The following is a 16,421-nucleotide window of genomic DNA, read 5'->3' on the forward strand; positions in this document are numbered from 1 at the left end:
TCCTACTGTTTGGGGGCGTCCGCCTGCACTTGCATCTGCGCTTTCCAGCGCTCGACATTGCGTTGCAGCACGGCTTCGGACGCACCGGAGATCGGCAATTCTGTCAGCTTTTTCGCCAGTTGCCCACGCAACCAGGCGTCATTGCAGGCCGAGTTGTGCGAAATGGCCAGGTACAGGCCGGGGCGGTCCACCGGCAGGCCACGGGCCACCAGGTGGCTGCTCATGCCCAGGCTCTGGGTCATGGCCATGCCCGAGTAGCGCCCGGCGAGCACATAATCGACCTGCCCCAGCACCAGCTTCTGGAAGGCCTGGGTCAGGTTCTGCGCCGGCTCCAGCTTGAGCTGTGCCTTGGCGAAGGCGCTGAAGGCCGGGGTCAGGCGGGCGCGCTCCGACAGGCTGCCGCGGTATTTGCCGAGGTCCGCCGGGCCTTGGTACTCCAGCGTCGCGTCATGGCGCGTCCACACCAGGTATTCGTTGAGCTGCAACGGTGGGTGGATGTAATCCAGCGCGGTCAGCTGCTCCACCTGCATGGGCGTGTCGAGCAGCAGGTCGATGCGCCCGCTGCGCACTTCCTCCAGCGCCTGGTCACGCCTGCCGGCATTGAGCACTTCCACTTTCACGCCCAGCTCGCCAGCCACCTGCCCGAGCAGGTCGACATTGGCGCCGATCAGGTGCTTCGGGTCTTTCGGGTCCTGCCAGGAATAGGGCGGTGCATCCGGGCTGCCGGTCGCCACCAGGCGCTCGCACTTGCCCGCCGCCATGGCCAGCGGCGAGAGCATCGCCACCATGCATACCAGCACCCTGCCCGTTTCGCGAAACGCCATCCCTCACTCCTTGCCCGGCAAAAAAAAGCCCGGCCCTCAATAGGAGGGCCGGGCTTCTTTATAAGTGAAGCAGCCGGATCAGACCAGCTTTTCCAGCTCTGGCACCGCTTCGAACAGGTCAGCGACCAGGCCGTAGTCAGCCACCTGGAAGATCGGCGCTTCTTCGTCCTTGTTGATCGCAACGATCACCTTGGAGTCCTTCATGCCGGCCAGGTGCTGGATCGCGCCGGAGATACCGACGGCGATGTACAGCTGGGGCGCAACGATCTTGCCGGTCTGGCCGACCTGCATGTCATTGGGCACGAAGCCTGCGTCGACCGCGGCGCGCGAGGCACCCACGGCAGCGCCGAGCTTGTCGGCCAGGCTGTACAGGTGCTTGAAGTTGTCACCGTTGCCCATGCCACGGCCGCCGGAAACGACGATCTTGGCAGCGGTCAGCTCAGGGCGGTCGGACTTGGCCAGTTCTTCGCCGACGAAGGCGGAGATACCGGTGTTGTGCGCGGCAGCCACCGCTTCGACGGCAGCGGAGCCACCTTCGGCGGCAACGGCGTCGAAGCCGGTGGTACGCACGGTGATGACCTTGACCGCAGCGCTCGATTGCACGGTGGCAATGGCGTTACCGGCGTAGATCGGGCGCTTGAAGGTGTCGGCCGATTCCACCGAGATGATCTCGGAGATCTGGTCGACGTCCAGCAGTGCGGCCACGCGTGGCAGGATGTTCTTGCCGTTGCTGGTAGCCGGTGCCAGCACGTGGCTGTAACCCTTGGCCAGCTCGACGATCAGCGGGGCGACGTTTTCCGGTAGGGCGTGGGCGTAGGCCGCATTATCGGCCACCAGCACCTTGGCCACGCCCGCGATCTTGGCTGCGGATTCGGCGACGCCACCGACGTTCTGGCCTGCGACCAGCACGTGGATATCGCCACCGATCTTGGCGGCTGCGGCAACAGTGTTCAGGGTAGCCGGGGCAACGGCACCGTTTTCGTATTCAGCGACAACCAGGATAGTCATTTAGATTACCTTCGCTTCGTTCTTCAGCTTCTCGACCAGTTCGGCCACCGACTTGACCTTGATACCCGCGCTGCGGGCAGCTGGCGCTTCGACCTTCAAGGTCTTGTTGGTGGACGTGAGCGATACGCCCAGCGCGTCTGGAGCAATGGTCTCCAGCGGCTTCTTCTTGGCCTTCATGATGTTCGGCAGCGACGCGTAGCGTGGCTCGTTCAGGCGCAGGTCGGTGGTGACGATCGCCGGCAGGTTCAGTGCAACAGTTTGCAGGCCGCCATCGATTTCACGGGTGACGTTCAGCTTGTCGCCCGCTACCTCGACCTTGGAGGCGAAGGTGCCCTGGGCGAAGCCGGTCAGCGCCGCCAGCATCTGGCCGGTCTGGTTGTTGTCACTGTCGATGGCCTGCTTGCCGAGGATGACCAGCTGCGGCTGCTCCTTGTCGACAACGGCCTTGAGCGCCTTGGCCACGGCCAGGGAGTTCAGTTCATCCGCGGCCTCGACCAGGATGGCGCGGTCAGCACCCAGTGCCAGCGCGGTACGCAGCTGTTCCTGGGCAGTGGTCGGGCCGACGGAGACGACGACGATCTCGGTCGCAACGCCCTTCTCTTTGAGGCGCACGGCTTCTTCCACGGCGATTTCGCAGAAGGGGTTCATGGACATCTTGACGTTTGCAAGGTCGACGCCGGAGTTGTCCGCCTTGACGCGAACCTTGACGTTGTAGTCGACCACTCGTTTGACAGCTACAAGAACCTTCATGGATTCCTCGTTACTCTCCGGTGAATAGATAGTCGCCTGGGCTAAGCCCTGCGATGCGCGTGGGTACAAGGGCACCTCTAAAAACGTACCGGGAAGCGCGAACTTCACAGTGACCAATCAGTCCTGTTCAGACGCTTCAGGCAAAACCCGCGAGTCATTTTCTGTCGTGGCGTGTAGACTCCACTACAAAACCGGGATCAGCCCGAAAACCCTGCGCTACGCCTGGTCTTTAGGGGTGCACCTGCGCCCGACGGTCAGCCTACGGCGAGCGTAAAACCGCTCGTATCTTGACCGTAACACCCAATCCGGTCAATACGGCAAATCGGTCACCCTCCAGCCGCGTTCCTGTGATTTTACTGGCCTGCGGCAAATTCAAACAAACGTTTGTATTGGACCCGCCGAGTGGTGTAGATATAATGCGCGGCCAAGACAAAACGGTGTAGTCCCCCCTTTGCGTAGCTACAGTTTCGCTCCCGTGACGAGCCGCTGCACGCAAGCACCCCAATAAGACCCAAGCAACAGCACGAGCCTTGATGAGTAGGAGAGAACCAGTGGAACGCGAATACATGGAATTCGACGTGGTCATCGTCGGCGCCGGCCCGGCGGGCCTGTCCGCCGCCTGCCGCCTGAAGCAGAAGGCCGCCGAAGCCGGTAGCGAGATCAGCGTCTGCGTGGTCGAGAAAGGCTCCGAAGTCGGCGCCCACATCCTCTCCGGCGCGGTGTTCGAACCGCGCGCCCTGAACGAATTGTTCCCCGACTGGAAAGAACTTGGCGCGCCGCTGAACACCGAAGTCAAGCGCGACGACATCTACGTGCTCAAGGATGCCGGCAGCTCGACCAAGGTGCCTGACCTGTTCGTGCCCAAGACCATGCACAACCAGGGCAACTACATCATCTCCCTGGGCAACCTGTGCCGCTGGCTGGCCCAGCAGGCCGAGAACCTGGGCGTGGAAATCTACCCGGGCTTCGCTGCCCAGGAAGCCCTGTTCGACGAGAACGGCGTAGTCCGCGGCATCATCACCGGCGACCTGGGCGTCGACCGCGAAGGCAACCCGAAAGACGGCCTGTACACCCCAGGCATGGAACTGCGCGCCAAGTACACCCTGTTCGCCGAAGGTTGCCGTGGCCACATCGGCAAGCAGCTGATCAAGCGCTTCAACCTCGACAGCGAAGCCGACGTTCAGCACTACGGCATCGGCCTCAAGGAAATCTGGGAAATCGACCCGTCCAAGCACGAGCAGGGCCTGGTGGTGCACACCGCCGGCTGGCCGCTGGACGTGGTCAGCGCCGACAACACCGGCGGCTCGTTCCTCTACCACCTGGAAAACAACCAGGTGGTGGTCGGCCTGATCGTCGACCTGTCCTACGCCAACCCGTACCTGTCGCCGTTCGACGAATTCCAGCGCCTCAAGCACCACCCGGTGATGAAGCAGTACCTCGAAGGCGGCAAGCGCATCAGCTACGGCGCCCGCGCCATCTGCAAGGGCGGCCTGAACTCGCTGCCGAAGATGGTCTTCAACGGCGGCGCCCTGATCGGCTGCGACCTGGGCACCCTGAACTTCTCCAAGATCAAGGGCAGCCACACGGCCATGAAGTCGGGCATGCTCGCGGCCGACGCCGTGGCCGACGCACTGATCGCCGGCAGCGAGGGCGGCGATGCGTTGAACAGCTACGTCGAGGCCTTCAAGGCCAGCTGGCTGCATGAAGAGCTGTTCGCCAGCCGCAACTTCGGCCCGGCACTGCACAAGTTCGGCCCGCTGCTGGGCGGTGCGTTCAACTACGTCGACCAGAACTGGTTCGGCGGCAAGCTGCCGTTCACCCTGCACGACACCAAGCCGGACTACGCCTGCCTCAAGCTGGCCGCCGACTCGAAGAAGATCGACTACCCGAAACCGGACGGCAAGCTCAGCTTCGACAAGCTCAGCTCGGTATTCCTCTCCAGCACCAACCATGAAGAGGAACAACCCTGCCACCTGAAGCTGACCGACCCGAACATCCCGATCGCCAGCAACCTGCCGCTGTACGACGAGCCAGCCCAGCGTTACTGCCCGGCCGGCGTGTACGAAGTGGTCACCCAGGAAGACGGCAACAAGCGCTTCCAGATCAACGCGCAGAACTGCGTGCACTGCAAGACCTGCGACATCAAGGACCCGGCCCAGAACATCACCTGGGTCACCCCTGAAGGCGCGGGCGGGCCGAACTACCCGAACATGTAACCCCCTGCCCTTGCGGCAAACAAAAGCCCCCTGGCCTCACGGCCCGGGGGCTTTTTCGTATGCAGGTTCTTGTGCCAGAGCTCAGGCAGTCCTGACTTCCTCGAACAGCTCAGGGTGGCGATCGAGCAGCTTGAACAGCTTGACCAGCGCTACAGGCGGGCTGGTCTTGCCATTCTCGTAGCGAGAAAAAGCATTCACCCCGCCGCCAAAGATTTCACCTGCCTCGCGCTGATCGAGGTCGAACTTCTTGCGCACGGCAGCGATGAAATTGGGGTCAACCTCTGCCGCATTGACTTGCCGATCAAAGGCCGTCATCCGCTCGCTGACGCGATGGGCTTCATCGAAGCTCAGAACCACCTCGCCACAAACAGGACAGTATTGGCCCGTGACATCCGGAATCGATGTTGTCTGCCCCTTGTAACGATAAGGCATGTCTTGTGTATCTTGCGCCAGTTCCGCGCCACCGCATATCGGGCACTTCATGATCACAACTCCTTGAAAGACACGATAAGCACGTCATCAATGACTGACAGCTTGAGGTAGAGGTAGCCGACCGCTGTGAGTGGCCGATACACATCCTGCCAAACTTGATGATCCCCATGACTGGTCATGCTTTTGTAGAAATCCTTTCGGCTCAACCCACGAATGACGTCCACCATGCAGGCAAAATCGACACCCAACGCCCTCGCCCCTTTCAAAGCGGCGCCCGTCGGGCTGATTCGGTTGGCGGCAACGAGTGAGTGAACCCGCTCCAGGGAGCAATGAGGCGTTCTCTTTTCCATGAGAAATTAACCTTTTAGGTTAAATTTGGCTAATAGGTTATTCCAATAGCCTCCACCCAAAAGATTGCCTCACCGCCCACCGGCCACTAGCCCCTCATTTGTCACCGCACATGATCGGCATCGGCTCCGCGGCAAACGCCAGCGGCTCGCGGCGCCCGAAGTACAGCGCGGTCAGCAGCCCGACCGTGCCCATGATCAGACAAAACCCGACACACACCCACGGGCTCCACGGCATCAGCGCGATCAGTGCCAACGGCGTGGTACTGGCCCAGAGCGCATAGGCGACGTTGTAGGTAAAGGAAATACCCGACACGCGAATCTCGGCCGGGAACAACCCGACCATCACCGACGGCACCACCCCCACCACACCACACGACAGCCCCGCCAGCGCATAGGCCAGCCAGGTCATGCCCCACTGCCCCACCAGGCTCGCATAAAGCGCGCCGATGCCCAGCGGCAGCAGCAGGCTGTAGATCATCAGCGCCCGCCAGGCGCCCAGGCGATCGACCAATAGCCCGGCCAGCACGCAACCGATATTGAGAAAGACGATGCCAACGCTGCTCAGGGCGAAGGTGTGCCCGGCGCTCATGCCGAAGCGCTGCTGCATCACGGTCGGGGTGATCACCACCAGCACCACCACCGCCGAGGTCAGCACGCAGGTCAGCAGCGCCGCCGGGATCAACACCCGGCGGTGCTCGCCCAGCACCCGTCGCAGCGGGAACTTCACCGGCTTCTCCTGGCGTTCGCGCAGCGCCAGGAACACCGGCGTTTCACTCAGCCAGCGGCGCAGCCACACGCCAATCACGCCGAACACCCCGCCCAGCAGGAACGGGTAACGCCAGGCGTAATCGAGAATCTCCTGGGGCGTGAACACCTGCGCCAGCAGCGTCGCGGTCAGCGCACCGAGCAGGTAGCCAAACGTCAGCCCCGCCTGCAGAAAGCCCAGGGCATAGCCGCGCCGCCCGGGTGGCGCATGTTCGGCAACGAAGGTCCAGGCACTGGGCACCTCGCCCCCCACCGCCGCGCCCTGCAGGATGCGCAGCCCCAGCAGGATCAGCGGCGCCGCATAGCCGATGTCGGCATAGGTCGGCATCACCCCGATCAGCAGGCACGGCAAGGCCATCATCAAAATGCTCAGGCTGAACACCCGCTTGCGCCCCAGGTGGTCGGCGAAATGGGCCATGAGGATGCCGCCCAGCGGCCGCGCCAGGTACCCGGTGACGAAGATCCCGAAGCTCTGCAGCAGGCGCAGCCACTCGGGCATCTCGGGCGGGAAGAACAGCTGGCTGAGGGTCAGGGCAAAGAACACGAAGATGATGAAATCGTAGATTTCCAGCGCGCCGCCCAGTGCCGCCAGGCCCAGGGTCCGGTGATCGCCGCGGCTGAACCGGGGCGGGCGAGCGGTATCGATGGCAGTCATTGGCAGAAGTCCGCAAATCGGCAAAGGGCAAGAGGATAGCAAATCCCCGCCAGCCCCTGCCCTCCTCGCTTAGCGGCTGAACACCGTGTGCGCGAAGTTGCGCCGCTGGTAGGCCTGCTTGCCGCCGGACAACCCCGGTGGCAGGGCCAGTTTGCCGATCACCACCGGTGCATCGATGATCGCCATGAAAGACTCCAGCGCCTCGTTGTCCGGCACCTGAGGCAGGCTGACGTTCACCGCCTGGCGCTCGGTCTGCGGCACCGCAGGGACTTTCAGGTGCTGGGAGTGATACAGCAGAGCGTGCTGGATCTGCGCACTGACCCGGCAAAAGCGCGCCAGGTCGACGCCGGCATGGCTGCCCAGTTCGTAGTTGCCCACCAGCAGGTTGAACGGCTCCAGCGCGCAATGCACCAGGCGCTGCAGTTCGTCGAAGCTTTCCACCGGGGCGATCCGGTAATAGCCCAGGCCATTGAGCAGTTTTTCCAGCTGCAGGCGCTGGCACGGGTGCTCGTCGGCAATCAGGATGCGCAGGGTCTTGTTGGTCATTGTCGGACCTGGGCAGTCAGGTGAATAGGGGCACGCTCCCTGACCAAACTGCGCCAGTAACCGGCAACCGCCAGGAACTTTCTGGAGGGGTCAATCTAGATAGTTGTCGGGAAACAGGGAGAAATCAAGTGGCCAGCACACAGAATTTTCACTGACTTACGACCTCTTTTTCAGGATTCCCATTGGCGCATGCGCACCCGGCAGTGCTTCATGGCGGTGACGATGTGCTTTTCCACCAGGCTGCGCGAGATCCCCAGGCGCTCGGCGATCTGCGGGTGCGACAAGCCCTCCAGCTTGCGCAGCAGGAAACTGTCGCGGCAGGGCTTGCTCAATTCGTCCAGGGCCTTGCGCATCAGCGCCAGGCGCTGGTCAAGCTGCAGGTTCAGGGTAGGCGGCGCGGTGTGCCAGCGCTCGTCCTGGTCCAGCACCTCCAGCGGCTCGGCCTGACGCAGCAGGTGGCGCCGATGGCGGTCGATCACCAGGTTCAGCGCGGTGCGGTAAAGGAAGGCGCGGGGGTGCTCGATCTGCTGCGTGCCGGTTCGCTCCAGCACCCGCAGGTAGGCATCGTGGGCAACGTCTTCGGCCGCCTGGCGGTTGCCCAGGCGGGCAGCAAGGAAGCTCACCAATTCGCGATAGTAATGTTCCACGACGGCACCTGGGGTCGTCCTGACAGGCCGGGACAAGGTCTGAGTGATAACAGCGACGGATCTTACAAATTATAATTATTCTCAGCAACACTCCTGCAGCCGCTGTAAATCCACCCCGCCTGCCTTCGTCTTACTGGCACCTCCCTGCGCGCCCTGCCCTGGCCGCGCGTGGCCCACCCCTGGCTGGAAGCCCGCATGAGACGCTCACCCAATACCCGCCGCCGCATCGCCCTTGGCAGCTTTGGCTTGCTGGCCCTGGGCTGCCTGCTGGCCTGGAAGGCGCTGCCCTATGGCGCCCTGCCGGTCAGCACCGTCGCCGTTGCCCGTGGCGACATCGAAAGCAGTGTCACCGCCCTCGGCACCCTGCAGCCGCGCCGCTACGTGGACGTCGGCGCCCAGGCCTCCGGGCAGATCCGCACCCTGCACGTGGAAGCCGGCGACCAAGTGCACAAGGGCCAGCTGCTGGTGGAGATCGACCCCTCGACCCAGCAGGCCAGGCTCGACGCCGGGCGTTTCTCGATCGACAACCTCAAGGCCCAGCTCGCCGAGCAACAGGCGCAATACCTGCTGGCCCAGCAGCAGCACAAGCGCCAGCGCGAACTGGCCGCCGCCGGCGCCACCCGCGCCGAAGACCTGCAGGCCGCCGACGCTCAGCTCAAGGTGACCCAGGCCCGCATCGCCATGTACCAGGCGCAGATCCGCCAGGCCCAGGCCAACCTGCGCAGCGACGAAGCAGAGCTCGGCTACACGCGCATCTACGCGCCCATGGACGGCACCGTGGTCGCGGTGGATGCGCGCGAAGGCCAGACCCTCAACGCCCAGCAGCAGACCCCACTGATCCTGCGCATTGCCAAACTGTCGCCGATGACCGTGTGGGCGCAGGTCTCGGAGGCCGACATCGGCAAGGTCAAGCCCGGCATGACCGCCTACTTCACCACCCTGGCCGGCGGCAAGCGCCGCTGGCACAGCACCGTGCGCCAGATCTTGCCGATCCCGCCCAAGCCGCTGGCCCACGCCAGCCAGGGCGGCGGCAGCCCGCTCAGCGCCAGCGCCGGCTCCGCCGCCAGCCAGGTGGTGCAGTACACCGTGCTGCTGGACGTCGACAACCCCGACGGCGCGCTGATGGCCGACATGACCACCCAGGTGTTCTTCGTCGCCGGCCACGCCAGCCAAGTGCTCACCGCACCGCTGGCCGCCCTGGACGACGGCGCCGGCGAAGGCCTGCGCCTGGCCCAGGTGCTGGGCAAGGATGGCAAGGTCGAACAGCGCCAGGTGCGCATTGGCCTTAGCGACCGCCTGCGCGTGCAGATCGTCGACGGCCTCGACGAAGGTGAACGCCTGGTCATCGGCGCCCCTGCCGCCAGTGGAGGTTGAATGGACACGCCCCTGATCGAGCTGCGCGATATCCGCAAGTCCTACGGCGGCGGCGACACGCCCACGGTCGAGGTGCTGCGCGGCATCAGCCTGAGCATCCGGCCCGGCGAATTCATCGCCATCGTCGGCGCCTCCGGCTCCGGCAAGTCGACCTTGATGAACATCCTCGGCTGCCTCGACCGCCCTACCACTGGCAGCTACCTGTTCGCCGGCAAGGACGTCGCCCAGCTGGATGGCGACCAATTGGCCTGGCTACGCCGCGAAGCCTTCGGCTTCGTGTTCCAGGGCTACCACCTGATCCCCTCCGGCTCGGCCCAGGAAAACGTCGAGATGCCCGCCATCTACGCCGGCACCCCACCGGCCGAACGCCACGCCCGCGCCGCCGCCCTGCTGACCCGCCTGGGCCTGGCCAGCCGCCTGGGCAACCGCCCGCACCAGCTCTCCGGCGGCCAGCAGCAGCGTGTGTCGATTGCCCGGGCCTTGATGAACGGCGGCCACATCATCCTCGCCGACGAACCCACCGGCGCCCTCGACAGCCACAGCGGCCGCGAAGTCATGGCCCTGCTCGACGAGCTGGCCAGCCAGGGCCATGTGATCATCCTCATCACCCACGATCGCGCCGTGGCGCAGCGCGCCCGGCGGGTGGTGGAAATCCGCGATGGCCTGATGGTCAGCGACTCCGCTGCCGGCCAGCCGCCACAAACCACGGCGCAAAGCCTGCAGGCCGATACCCTGCGCCAGCGCCTGGACCGCGGCGCCACCGCGCACGGTGCCTGGCAAGGCGAACTGCTCGAAGCCCTGCAAGCCGCCTGGCGGGTGATGTGGATCAACCGCTTTCGCACCGCCCTGACCTTGCTCGGCATCGTCATCGGCGTGGCCTCGGTGGTGGTCATGCTGGCCGTCGGCGAAGGCAGCAAACGCCAGGTGATGGCGCAGATGGCCGCGTTCGGCTCCAACATCCTCTACCTCAACGGCCGCCCGCCAACCCTGCGCGAGCCCGGCGGCATCGTCACCCTCGACGATGTCGCGGCCATCGCCGAGCTGCCCCAGGTGCAGCGGGTGATGCCAGTGATCGGCAGCAACGTGATGGTGCGCCATGGCAACAACAACCAGAAGTTCTACGTCGGCGGCAACAACGTCGAGTTCCCGCGCATCCTCAACTGGCCGGTGGTCGAGGGCAGCTTCTTCAGCGAAGCCGACGAGCGCAGCGGCGCCGCCGTGGCGGTGATCGGCCAGAAGGTCCGGGACAAACTCATGGCCCCCGGCAGCGATGCCCTGGGCCAGTACCTGCTGATCGGCAACGTGCCGTTCCAGGTGGTCGGCCTGCTCGCCGCCAAGGGCGCAAGCTCAGGCGACCAGAAGAGCGACGAGCGCATCGTGGTGCCCTATTCCGCCGCCGCCACCCGCCTGTTCGGCAGCCATGACCCGGAATACGTGATCATCGCCGCCGCCGACTCGGCCCGGGTGGCCGACAGCGAAGCGGCGATCACCCAGCTGATGCGCAAGCGCCACCAGGGCAAGGACGACTTCGAACTGACCAACGACGCAGCGCTGATCCAGGCCGAGGCCCGCACCCAGAACAGCCTGTCGCTGATGCTCGGGGCCATCGCCGCGATTTCGCTGCTGGTCGGCGGCATCGGGGTGATGAACATCATGCTCATGACCGTGCGCGAACGTACCCGCGAAATCGGTATCCGCATGGCCACCGGCGCCCGCCAGCGCGACATCCAGCGCCAGTTCATCAGCGAAGCGGTGATGCTGTCGATGGTCGGCGGCGTCACCGGCATCCTCCTGGCCCTGGCGATCGGCGGCGCCCTGACCCTGGCGCAGGTGGCCGTGGCCTTCGCCCTGCCGGCCATCCTCGGCGCGTTCAGTTGCGCCGTGGTCACCGGCATCGTGTTCGGCTTCATGCCGGCGCGCAAAGCCTCCCGGCTCGACCCGGTCAAAGCCCTTACCAGCGAATAAGCCATGACATTGCCAAGCCGCATCAGCCTCTTGACCCTGTGCCTGGGCCTCGCCGCCTGCAGCACGCCACCGCCGCCCGCCAGCGGCATCGCCGCCCCGCTGCACTGGCAAGGCGAAACAGCCGCCGCCAACCTTGGCCTGCCGTCGTCCACCTGGTGGCAAGCCTTTGCCAGCCCCGAGCTGAACCAGCTCATCGAACGAGCCCGGGCCAATGCCCATGACCTGGCGGCCGCCACAGCGCGGGTTCGCCAGGCCCAGGCCCGCGCCGTGATCGCCGGCGCCCCGCTGCTGCCGGAGCTGCAGGCGGGCCTGGACGGCAGCCGCCAGCGCCTGCTGCATGGCGACGGCGCCGACTCGCTGGACGTCAGCCGCCGCCAGCCGACCTACACCACCTTCGGCACCCAGCTCAGTGCCAGCTACGAACTCGACTTCTGGGGCGGCCTGCGCGCCGCTCGCGCCAGCGCCCTGCACGGCCTCGACGCCAGCCGCTTCGACCGCCAGACGGTGCAGCTGACCCTGTTCAGCGCCGTGGCCGACAGCTACCTGCAAGGCCTGGCCCTGGGTGAACAACTGCGTATCGCCCAGCTCAACCTGAGCAACGCCCGCGACGTGCTGCACCTGGTCGAAAGCCGCGAGCGTGCAGGCTCCGCCACGCGCCTGGAACTGGCCCAGCAGCGCAGCCTGGTGGCCGCCCAACAGCGCCAGCTGCCGCTGCTCGAACAACAGTTGCAGGACAGCCGCGTGACCCTGGCGACCTTGCTCGGCGACCCGGTGCAGGCGCTGCCAGCCAGCCAGCAGGCACTCGCCAGCGTGCAGTGGCCCGCCATCGGCAGCGGCGTGCCCAGCGAGCTGCTGGCCCGGCGCCCGGACATCGCCGCGGCCGAGGCACGCCTGGCCGCCGCCAGCGCCAACGTGCAAGTGGCGCGGGCGGCGCTGCTGCCCAAGCTGACCCTCGGCGCCAACCTGGGCACCGGCGCCAATACCTTCGCCGAGGTGTTCGACACGTCCTACTACACCCTCACCGCAGGCCTGGTGGCGCCGGTGTTCAACAACGGCCGGCTGCGCGCCGCCAGGCAGTTGGCCGAAGCCGAGCAGGACGAACTGCTGGAGACTTACCGCAGCAGCATCCTGGCTGGCTTTGCCGATGTCGAGAAGGCGCTGAACGCCATCCACGGCGTGGACCGCCAGCGCCAGTGGCAGGACGAGGAAGTGCAGCAGGCACGCCAAGCCTTCGACCTCGCGCAGCAGCGCTATGGCGCCGGCGCCGAGACCTTGCTGAGCGTGCTGGAAACCCAGCGCACCCTGTACCTGGCCCAGGACCAGCAGGCGCAGCTGCGCCTGGCCCGGCTGCAAGGCAGCGTGGCGTTGTACAAGGCGTTGGGTGGCGGGTGGCAGGTCGAGCGTTGAGCGAAGGTGCAGGGCTTGGGCCTTGTTTTGGGGCGTAAATCGAGCGCCGCCCGCGCGGCGCATCGCGGATGAATCCGCTCCTACATTTGTTGCAACGTACCTATGCCTGATAGGTCATGGTTGTAAGCCTTTTTTGTACGACGCGATTTCTCGGCGGGCACCAAAGGCGGACAACTATGGCCTGACAGACCGTGGCACGTTGCAACAAATGTAGGAGCGGATTCATCCGCGATGCGCCGCGTGGGCGGCGCTCGATCTACCAGGCGCCACACATCCCCCGCCAGGCACTCAACTCCCCCGCTGCACCACCTTCAAATTACGCGCATACCAAGGCCGCTGCGGCACTTTGGGCTTCAACCGGGCAAACAGGTCGTCATCCCCAAAAATGATCCGCAACGCCAGCTTCATGGTTTCCGGGTCCATCTCCACACTGCGCCCCGGCCTCAACCCAGGCACCGTCGAGCAGCCATGGGTATCCGGCCCCAGCCAAGGGTCCGCCACCTCCACCCACGGCCCCTGGGCGAACCACGGCACGCCATTGACTTCGGTGCGCCGCACCTGGCCCGGGTGGATGCGCTCATGGGCCCTGTACCAATCCTCGATACGGTCATCGATCCAGCCATGGAAATGCCAGAACACCGGGTTCACATGGGACGAAAACGGGTCGCCGAGAAAGTCGTTCTGCGCCTCGAACCAACGCCCGGCAAAGTCCTCCGGCGCCCGCGCAAACGGCACCGGCATGCCATTGGACGGGTCACGCGGCACCGACGCCCAGCGCATGTGCAGCCAGTCGTGCAGGCCCAGCTCCATTTCCGAGCCGAACTGGCCGAGGGTCAGCGTGCTCAGGTAGTGCGGGTCGCTGTAGCGCGACTCCCACACCTGGAAGTTGCCGTGGTAGGTGTCGGGCGTCTTGATGTCGCGCACCCACTGGGTGTACTGCGCATCGCTCGGCGCCAGCCAGGTGGGCGGCAAGGCATTGCCATCGTGGTTGTCGAAATAGCGCACGAAACCGGCCCGGTCGCGCTCCAGCTCCGGCTGCGGCAGCGGAAACCGCGGCCACGAGGGCAGGTCCTGCAGGGCACGGGCTGCGCGCAGCATGTGCCGGTGCATGAAGAAGAAATCCACCCCCGAGCCATTGCGGTCCTTGTGCCGGCCGCGGGCATCGCGCTCCTGGTCACGGGGCCCGGGCTGCCAGCCCAGGCCGCGCAGGGACGCCTGCTTCTGCTCGTCCAGCTTGTGCCACTTGTCCCGCGAGGCATGCCACAACTGGTGGAACAGCCGATGCTCGGGCGCCACCAGCCAGGCCAGCAAGGCCGGTGACAACGGCGTGCGTTCGCGGGGCTCGGGGAAGGTGCGCTTGACCGCCAGGAACTGGTTGTCCTGCAGCGGCAGGGTCAGGGCCCGGTCGAGCCGGGCGATGCGGCCGTTGAGGCTGGCCGGCCCGGCATTGCCCAGGCCGCCCCAGGCTTCGTCGAGCACCACCTGGCATTCATAGTCCGCCTGCGCCTCGCCCGCCTGGGTGGCGAACAGGCGCCAGCGCAGGGTGCCGGGCTTTTCCGTCAGCAGGTCGCCGAGCACCCGGTAGCGGGGTTCCTGCTCGCCGCGCAGGCGCTCGGGGGTGTCCAGGTAGCCGCGCAGGCCACGGCCGTTCTGCGCCACGTCCAGCAGCAGCTCCAGCTCCCCTGCGGGCAGGCCTTGCAGGCCGGCATCGGCGCCATGGCAGCTCCAGCGCCAGACGCCGCGCAAGGTATCGCCCAACTGCTGCAGCGTCGCATCGGCCAGTTCCACCACGGCCTCGCCCGGGGTTTCCGGGAACTGCTCGTCGAACTGCTGGCGCTGCACATGCCGCGCATACAGCGCTCCGGGTACTACCACGCCCGTCAATGCCACACCGGCGATGAACCCGCGTCGTGAAATCGTCATTGCCACTACCTGAGCATTCGTTGCGGCCATGGAGCACGGCCTGTCCAAGGCTAGAACGTTGCCCACGCAGCGAAATTTAACGCCCCGCCCACCGCGCGCCGTCGATAAATTTGCCCCGCCCTCGTTCGTCCAACCTGATACCCAAGCCCTGGCCGCGCCACCGCCGCTGCGGCGCAAGGCCCACCCGATCAACGCGCAACGAGATGGCAATGACCAAGACCCGCTCCCGCAAAGCCCTGTACATCGGCCTGCCCCTGGCCCTGACGGTCGCCCTGGGGAGTGCCGCCGGCTACTTCTACTGGCGGCACCTGCACGCAGGCTACCCGCTGAAGATCGTCCAGCAGGCCGAGGCGCTGCACGATCACATGCTCTCGTTCGACAGCCACGTCACCGTGCCACTGGCCCTGGGCAGCGCCGGCCACGAAGCGGACAAGGACGGCCCCGGCCAGTTCGACCTGGCCAAGGCCAACCGCGGGCGCCTGTCGGGCGCGGCGCTGACGGTGTTCGGCTGGCCGGAAATCTGGAACGGCGCCAACGCCCCGCACCGCCCCACCCCAGGCTTCGTCGATGCCGCCCGGCAAGAGCAGGAAGCGCGCTACAAGATCATCACCGGCATGGTCCGCGACTTCCCCAACCAGGTCGGCATCGCCTACACCCCCGACGACTTCCGGCGCCTGAACGGCGAAGGCAAGTTCGCCATCTTCATCAGCATGCTCAACGCCTACCCGCTGGGCCACGACCTGGCGCAGCTCGACCTGTGGGCGGCACGCGGCATGCGCATGTTCGGCTTCAGCTATGTCGGCAACAACGACTGGGCCGACTCCTCGCGGCCGCTGCCGTTCTTCAACGACACCGCCGACGCACTGGGTGGCCTGTCGCCGCTGGGCGAGCAGGCGGTCAAGCGCCTGAACGACCTGGGCGTGATCATCGATGTCTCGCAGATGTCGACCCTGGCCCTGGAAGATGTCGCGCGCCTGTCGCGCGCGCCGCTGGTGGCCTCGCATTCGGCGCCGCGGGCCTTGGTCGACATCCCGCGCAACCTCTCCGACAAGGAAATGCAGCTGATCAAGGACAGCGGCGGGGTCATCCAGGTGGTCGGTTTCGGCCAGTACCTCAAGCCCCTGACCCAGCCGGTGGTGGACAAGCTCGACGCCCTGCGCGCGCGCTTCGACCTGCAACCGCTGCAAGGCCTGGCCAATGCCCTGATGCCCGGCGATGCGGTGATCGCCATCTGGCCCGAGGCGCGCTTCGGCGAGTACGCAAGCTCGCTCTACAGCATCCTCGACGAAGAACCCAAGGCCACCCTCAAGCAGTACGTCGACGCCATCGACTACACGGTGAAGAAGGTCGGCATCGACCACGTCGGCATCGCCTCGGACTTCAACGACGGCGGCGGCCTGGACGGCTGGAAGGACGTCAGCGAAATCCGCAATGTCACCGCCGAGCTGCTCACCCGCGGCTACAGCGAAGCCGACATCGCCAAGCTCTGGGCGGGCAACTTCCTGCGCGCCTGGGCCCAGGTGCAAAAAGCCGCCCTCCCCGTCGCCAACCGCTGAAGC

At 65.7% G+C, this 16,421-nt stretch carries 14 protein-coding genes; 5 read left to right on the forward strand and 9 right to left on the reverse strand.

Annotated features, from left to right (window positions below; genetic code table 11):
* Window positions 1–2 precede the first annotated feature (2 nt).
* From ACIPG5_RS21985 to ACIPG5_RS21995, 3 genes are all read right to left on the reverse strand, one after another.
* Window positions 3–824: a substrate-binding periplasmic protein gene (locus ACIPG5_RS21985; RefSeq protein WP_401378126.1), complete on the reverse strand. Its 822-nt coding sequence runs from the start codon at window positions 822–824 to the stop codon at window positions 3–5.
* A gap of 78 nt (window positions 825–902) precedes the next feature.
* Window positions 903–1,832 (reverse strand): electron transfer flavoprotein subunit alpha/FixB family protein, encoded by a 930-nt coding sequence (locus tag ACIPG5_RS21990; protein WP_176516623.1) that lies wholly within the window; start codon window positions 1,830–1,832, stop codon window positions 903–905.
* Window positions 1,833–2,582 (reverse strand): electron transfer flavoprotein subunit beta/FixA family protein, encoded by a 750-nt coding sequence (locus tag ACIPG5_RS21995; RefSeq protein WP_176516625.1) that lies wholly within the window; start codon window positions 2,580–2,582, stop codon window positions 1,833–1,835.
* A 533-nt stretch (window positions 2,583–3,115) separates the two neighbouring features.
* Between ACIPG5_RS21995 and ACIPG5_RS22000 the strand changes: the two genes are divergently transcribed.
* Complete coding sequence (locus ACIPG5_RS22000) at window positions 3,116–4,798, forward strand: electron transfer flavoprotein-ubiquinone oxidoreductase (RefSeq protein ID WP_176516627.1); 1,683 nt, start codon at window positions 3,116–3,118, stop codon at window positions 4,796–4,798.
* 81 nt (window positions 4,799–4,879) lie between these two features.
* Here ACIPG5_RS22000 and ACIPG5_RS22005 read toward each other — a convergent pair whose 3' ends face one another.
* The 5 genes from ACIPG5_RS22005 to ACIPG5_RS22025 all read right to left on the reverse strand — a co-directional run bounded on the left by ACIPG5_RS22005 (window position 4,880) and on the right by ACIPG5_RS22025 (window position 8,193).
* Window positions 4,880–5,281: a type II toxin-antitoxin system MqsA family antitoxin gene (locus ACIPG5_RS22005; protein WP_176516629.1), complete on the reverse strand. Its 402-nt coding sequence runs from the start codon at window positions 5,279–5,281 to the stop codon at window positions 4,880–4,882.
* Window positions 5,282–5,283: 2 nt separating this feature from the next.
* Window positions 5,284–5,580, reverse strand: a complete 297-nt coding sequence (locus tag ACIPG5_RS22010) for a type II toxin-antitoxin system MqsR family toxin (RefSeq protein WP_401378130.1) — start codon at window positions 5,578–5,580, stop codon at window positions 5,284–5,286.
* Window positions 5,581–5,674: 94 nt separating this feature from the next.
* The gene (locus ACIPG5_RS22015) at window positions 5,675–7,000 is read right to left on the reverse strand and encodes an MFS transporter (RefSeq protein ID WP_176516631.1); all 1,326 of its coding nucleotides are present in this window, start codon (window positions 6,998–7,000) and stop codon (window positions 5,675–5,677) included.
* 69 nt (window positions 7,001–7,069) lie between these two features.
* Complete coding sequence (locus tag ACIPG5_RS22020; protein ID WP_176516633.1) at window positions 7,070–7,546, reverse strand: histidine kinase; 477 nt, start codon at window positions 7,544–7,546, stop codon at window positions 7,070–7,072.
* Between the two features lie 170 nt (window positions 7,547–7,716).
* The gene (locus ACIPG5_RS22025) at window positions 7,717–8,193 is read right to left on the reverse strand and encodes a sigma-70 family RNA polymerase sigma factor (protein ID WP_176516634.1); all 477 of its coding nucleotides are present in this window, start codon (window positions 8,191–8,193) and stop codon (window positions 7,717–7,719) included.
* Between the two features lie 195 nt (window positions 8,194–8,388).
* On the opposite strand from ACIPG5_RS22025, the gene ACIPG5_RS22030 reads away from it, so the two are divergent.
* From ACIPG5_RS22030 to ACIPG5_RS22040, 3 genes are read left to right on the forward strand one after another with little or no spacing between them, the layout of a single operon-like run.
* Window positions 8,389–9,567 carry an efflux RND transporter periplasmic adaptor subunit gene (locus ACIPG5_RS22030; protein WP_401378134.1) on the forward strand — a complete coding sequence of 393 codons (1,179 nt, stop codon included), beginning with the start codon at window positions 8,389–8,391 and terminating at the stop codon, window positions 9,565–9,567.
* Window positions 9,568–11,532, forward strand: a complete 1,965-nt coding sequence (locus tag ACIPG5_RS22035; RefSeq protein ID WP_176516638.1) for a MacB family efflux pump subunit — start codon at window positions 9,568–9,570, stop codon at window positions 11,530–11,532.
* A 3-nt stretch (window positions 11,533–11,535) separates the two neighbouring features.
* The gene (locus ACIPG5_RS22040; RefSeq protein ID WP_401378137.1) at window positions 11,536–12,939 is read left to right on the forward strand and encodes an efflux transporter outer membrane subunit; all 1,404 of its coding nucleotides are present in this window, start codon (window positions 11,536–11,538) and stop codon (window positions 12,937–12,939) included.
* Window positions 12,940–13,227: 288 nt separating this feature from the next.
* Here ACIPG5_RS22040 and ACIPG5_RS22045 read toward each other — a convergent pair whose 3' ends face one another.
* Window positions 13,228–14,862, reverse strand: a complete 1,635-nt coding sequence (locus tag ACIPG5_RS22045) for a PvdJ/PvdD/PvdP-like protein (RefSeq protein ID WP_401378140.1) — start codon at window positions 14,860–14,862, stop codon at window positions 13,228–13,230.
* A gap of 209 nt (window positions 14,863–15,071) precedes the next feature.
* Between ACIPG5_RS22045 and pvdM the strand changes: the two genes are divergently transcribed.
* On the forward strand, window positions 15,072–16,418 hold the full coding sequence (pvdM, locus tag ACIPG5_RS22050; RefSeq protein WP_176516644.1) for a pyoverdine-tailoring dipeptidase-like protein PvdM: 1,347 nt from the start codon (window positions 15,072–15,074) through the stop codon (window positions 16,416–16,418).
* Window positions 16,419–16,421: the final 3 nt, after the last annotated feature.

Source organism: Pseudomonas sp. NPDC087029 (assembly GCF_044745345.1).
Classification (GTDB): domain Bacteria; phylum Pseudomonadota; class Gammaproteobacteria; order Pseudomonadales; family Pseudomonadaceae; genus Aquipseudomonas; species Aquipseudomonas faucium.

Excerpts from the sequence above, each read along its gene's own strand:
- ACIPG5_RS21985 (WP_401378126.1), bottom strand. The coding sequence starts at position 824 with ATGGCGTTTCGCGAAACGGGCAGGGTGCTGGTATGCATGGTGGCGATG.
- ACIPG5_RS21990 (WP_176516623.1), bottom strand. The coding sequence starts at position 1,832 with ATGACTATCCTGGTTGTCGCTGAATACGAAAACGGTGCCGTTGCCCCG.
- ACIPG5_RS21995 (WP_176516625.1), bottom strand. The coding sequence starts at position 2,582 with ATGAAGGTTCTTGTAGCTGTCAAACGAGTGGTCGACTACAACGTCAAG.
- ACIPG5_RS22000 (WP_176516627.1), top strand. The coding sequence starts at position 3,116 with ATGAGTAGGAGAGAACCAGTGGAACGCGAATACATGGAATTCGACGTG.
- ACIPG5_RS22005 (WP_176516629.1), bottom strand. The coding sequence starts at position 5,281 with ATGAAGTGCCCGATATGCGGTGGCGCGGAACTGGCGCAAGATACACAA.
- ACIPG5_RS22010 (WP_401378130.1), bottom strand. The coding sequence starts at position 5,580 with ATGGAAAAGAGAACGCCTCATTGCTCCCTGGAGCGGGTTCACTCACTC.
- ACIPG5_RS22015 (WP_176516631.1), bottom strand. The coding sequence starts at position 7,000 with ATGACTGCCATCGATACCGCTCGCCCGCCCCGGTTCAGCCGCGGCGAT.
- ACIPG5_RS22020 (WP_176516633.1), bottom strand. The coding sequence starts at position 7,546 with ATGACCAACAAGACCCTGCGCATCCTGATTGCCGACGAGCACCCGTGC.
- ACIPG5_RS22030 (WP_401378134.1), top strand. The coding sequence starts at position 8,389 with ATGAGACGCTCACCCAATACCCGCCGCCGCATCGCCCTTGGCAGCTTT.
- ACIPG5_RS22035 (WP_176516638.1), top strand. The coding sequence starts at position 9,568 with ATGGACACGCCCCTGATCGAGCTGCGCGATATCCGCAAGTCCTACGGC.
- ACIPG5_RS22040 (WP_401378137.1), top strand. The coding sequence starts at position 11,536 with ATGACATTGCCAAGCCGCATCAGCCTCTTGACCCTGTGCCTGGGCCTC.
- ACIPG5_RS22045 (WP_401378140.1), bottom strand. The coding sequence starts at position 14,862 with ATGACGATTTCACGACGCGGGTTCATCGCCGGTGTGGCATTGACGGGC.
- pvdM (WP_176516644.1), top strand. The coding sequence starts at position 15,072 with ATGACCAAGACCCGCTCCCGCAAAGCCCTGTACATCGGCCTGCCCCTG.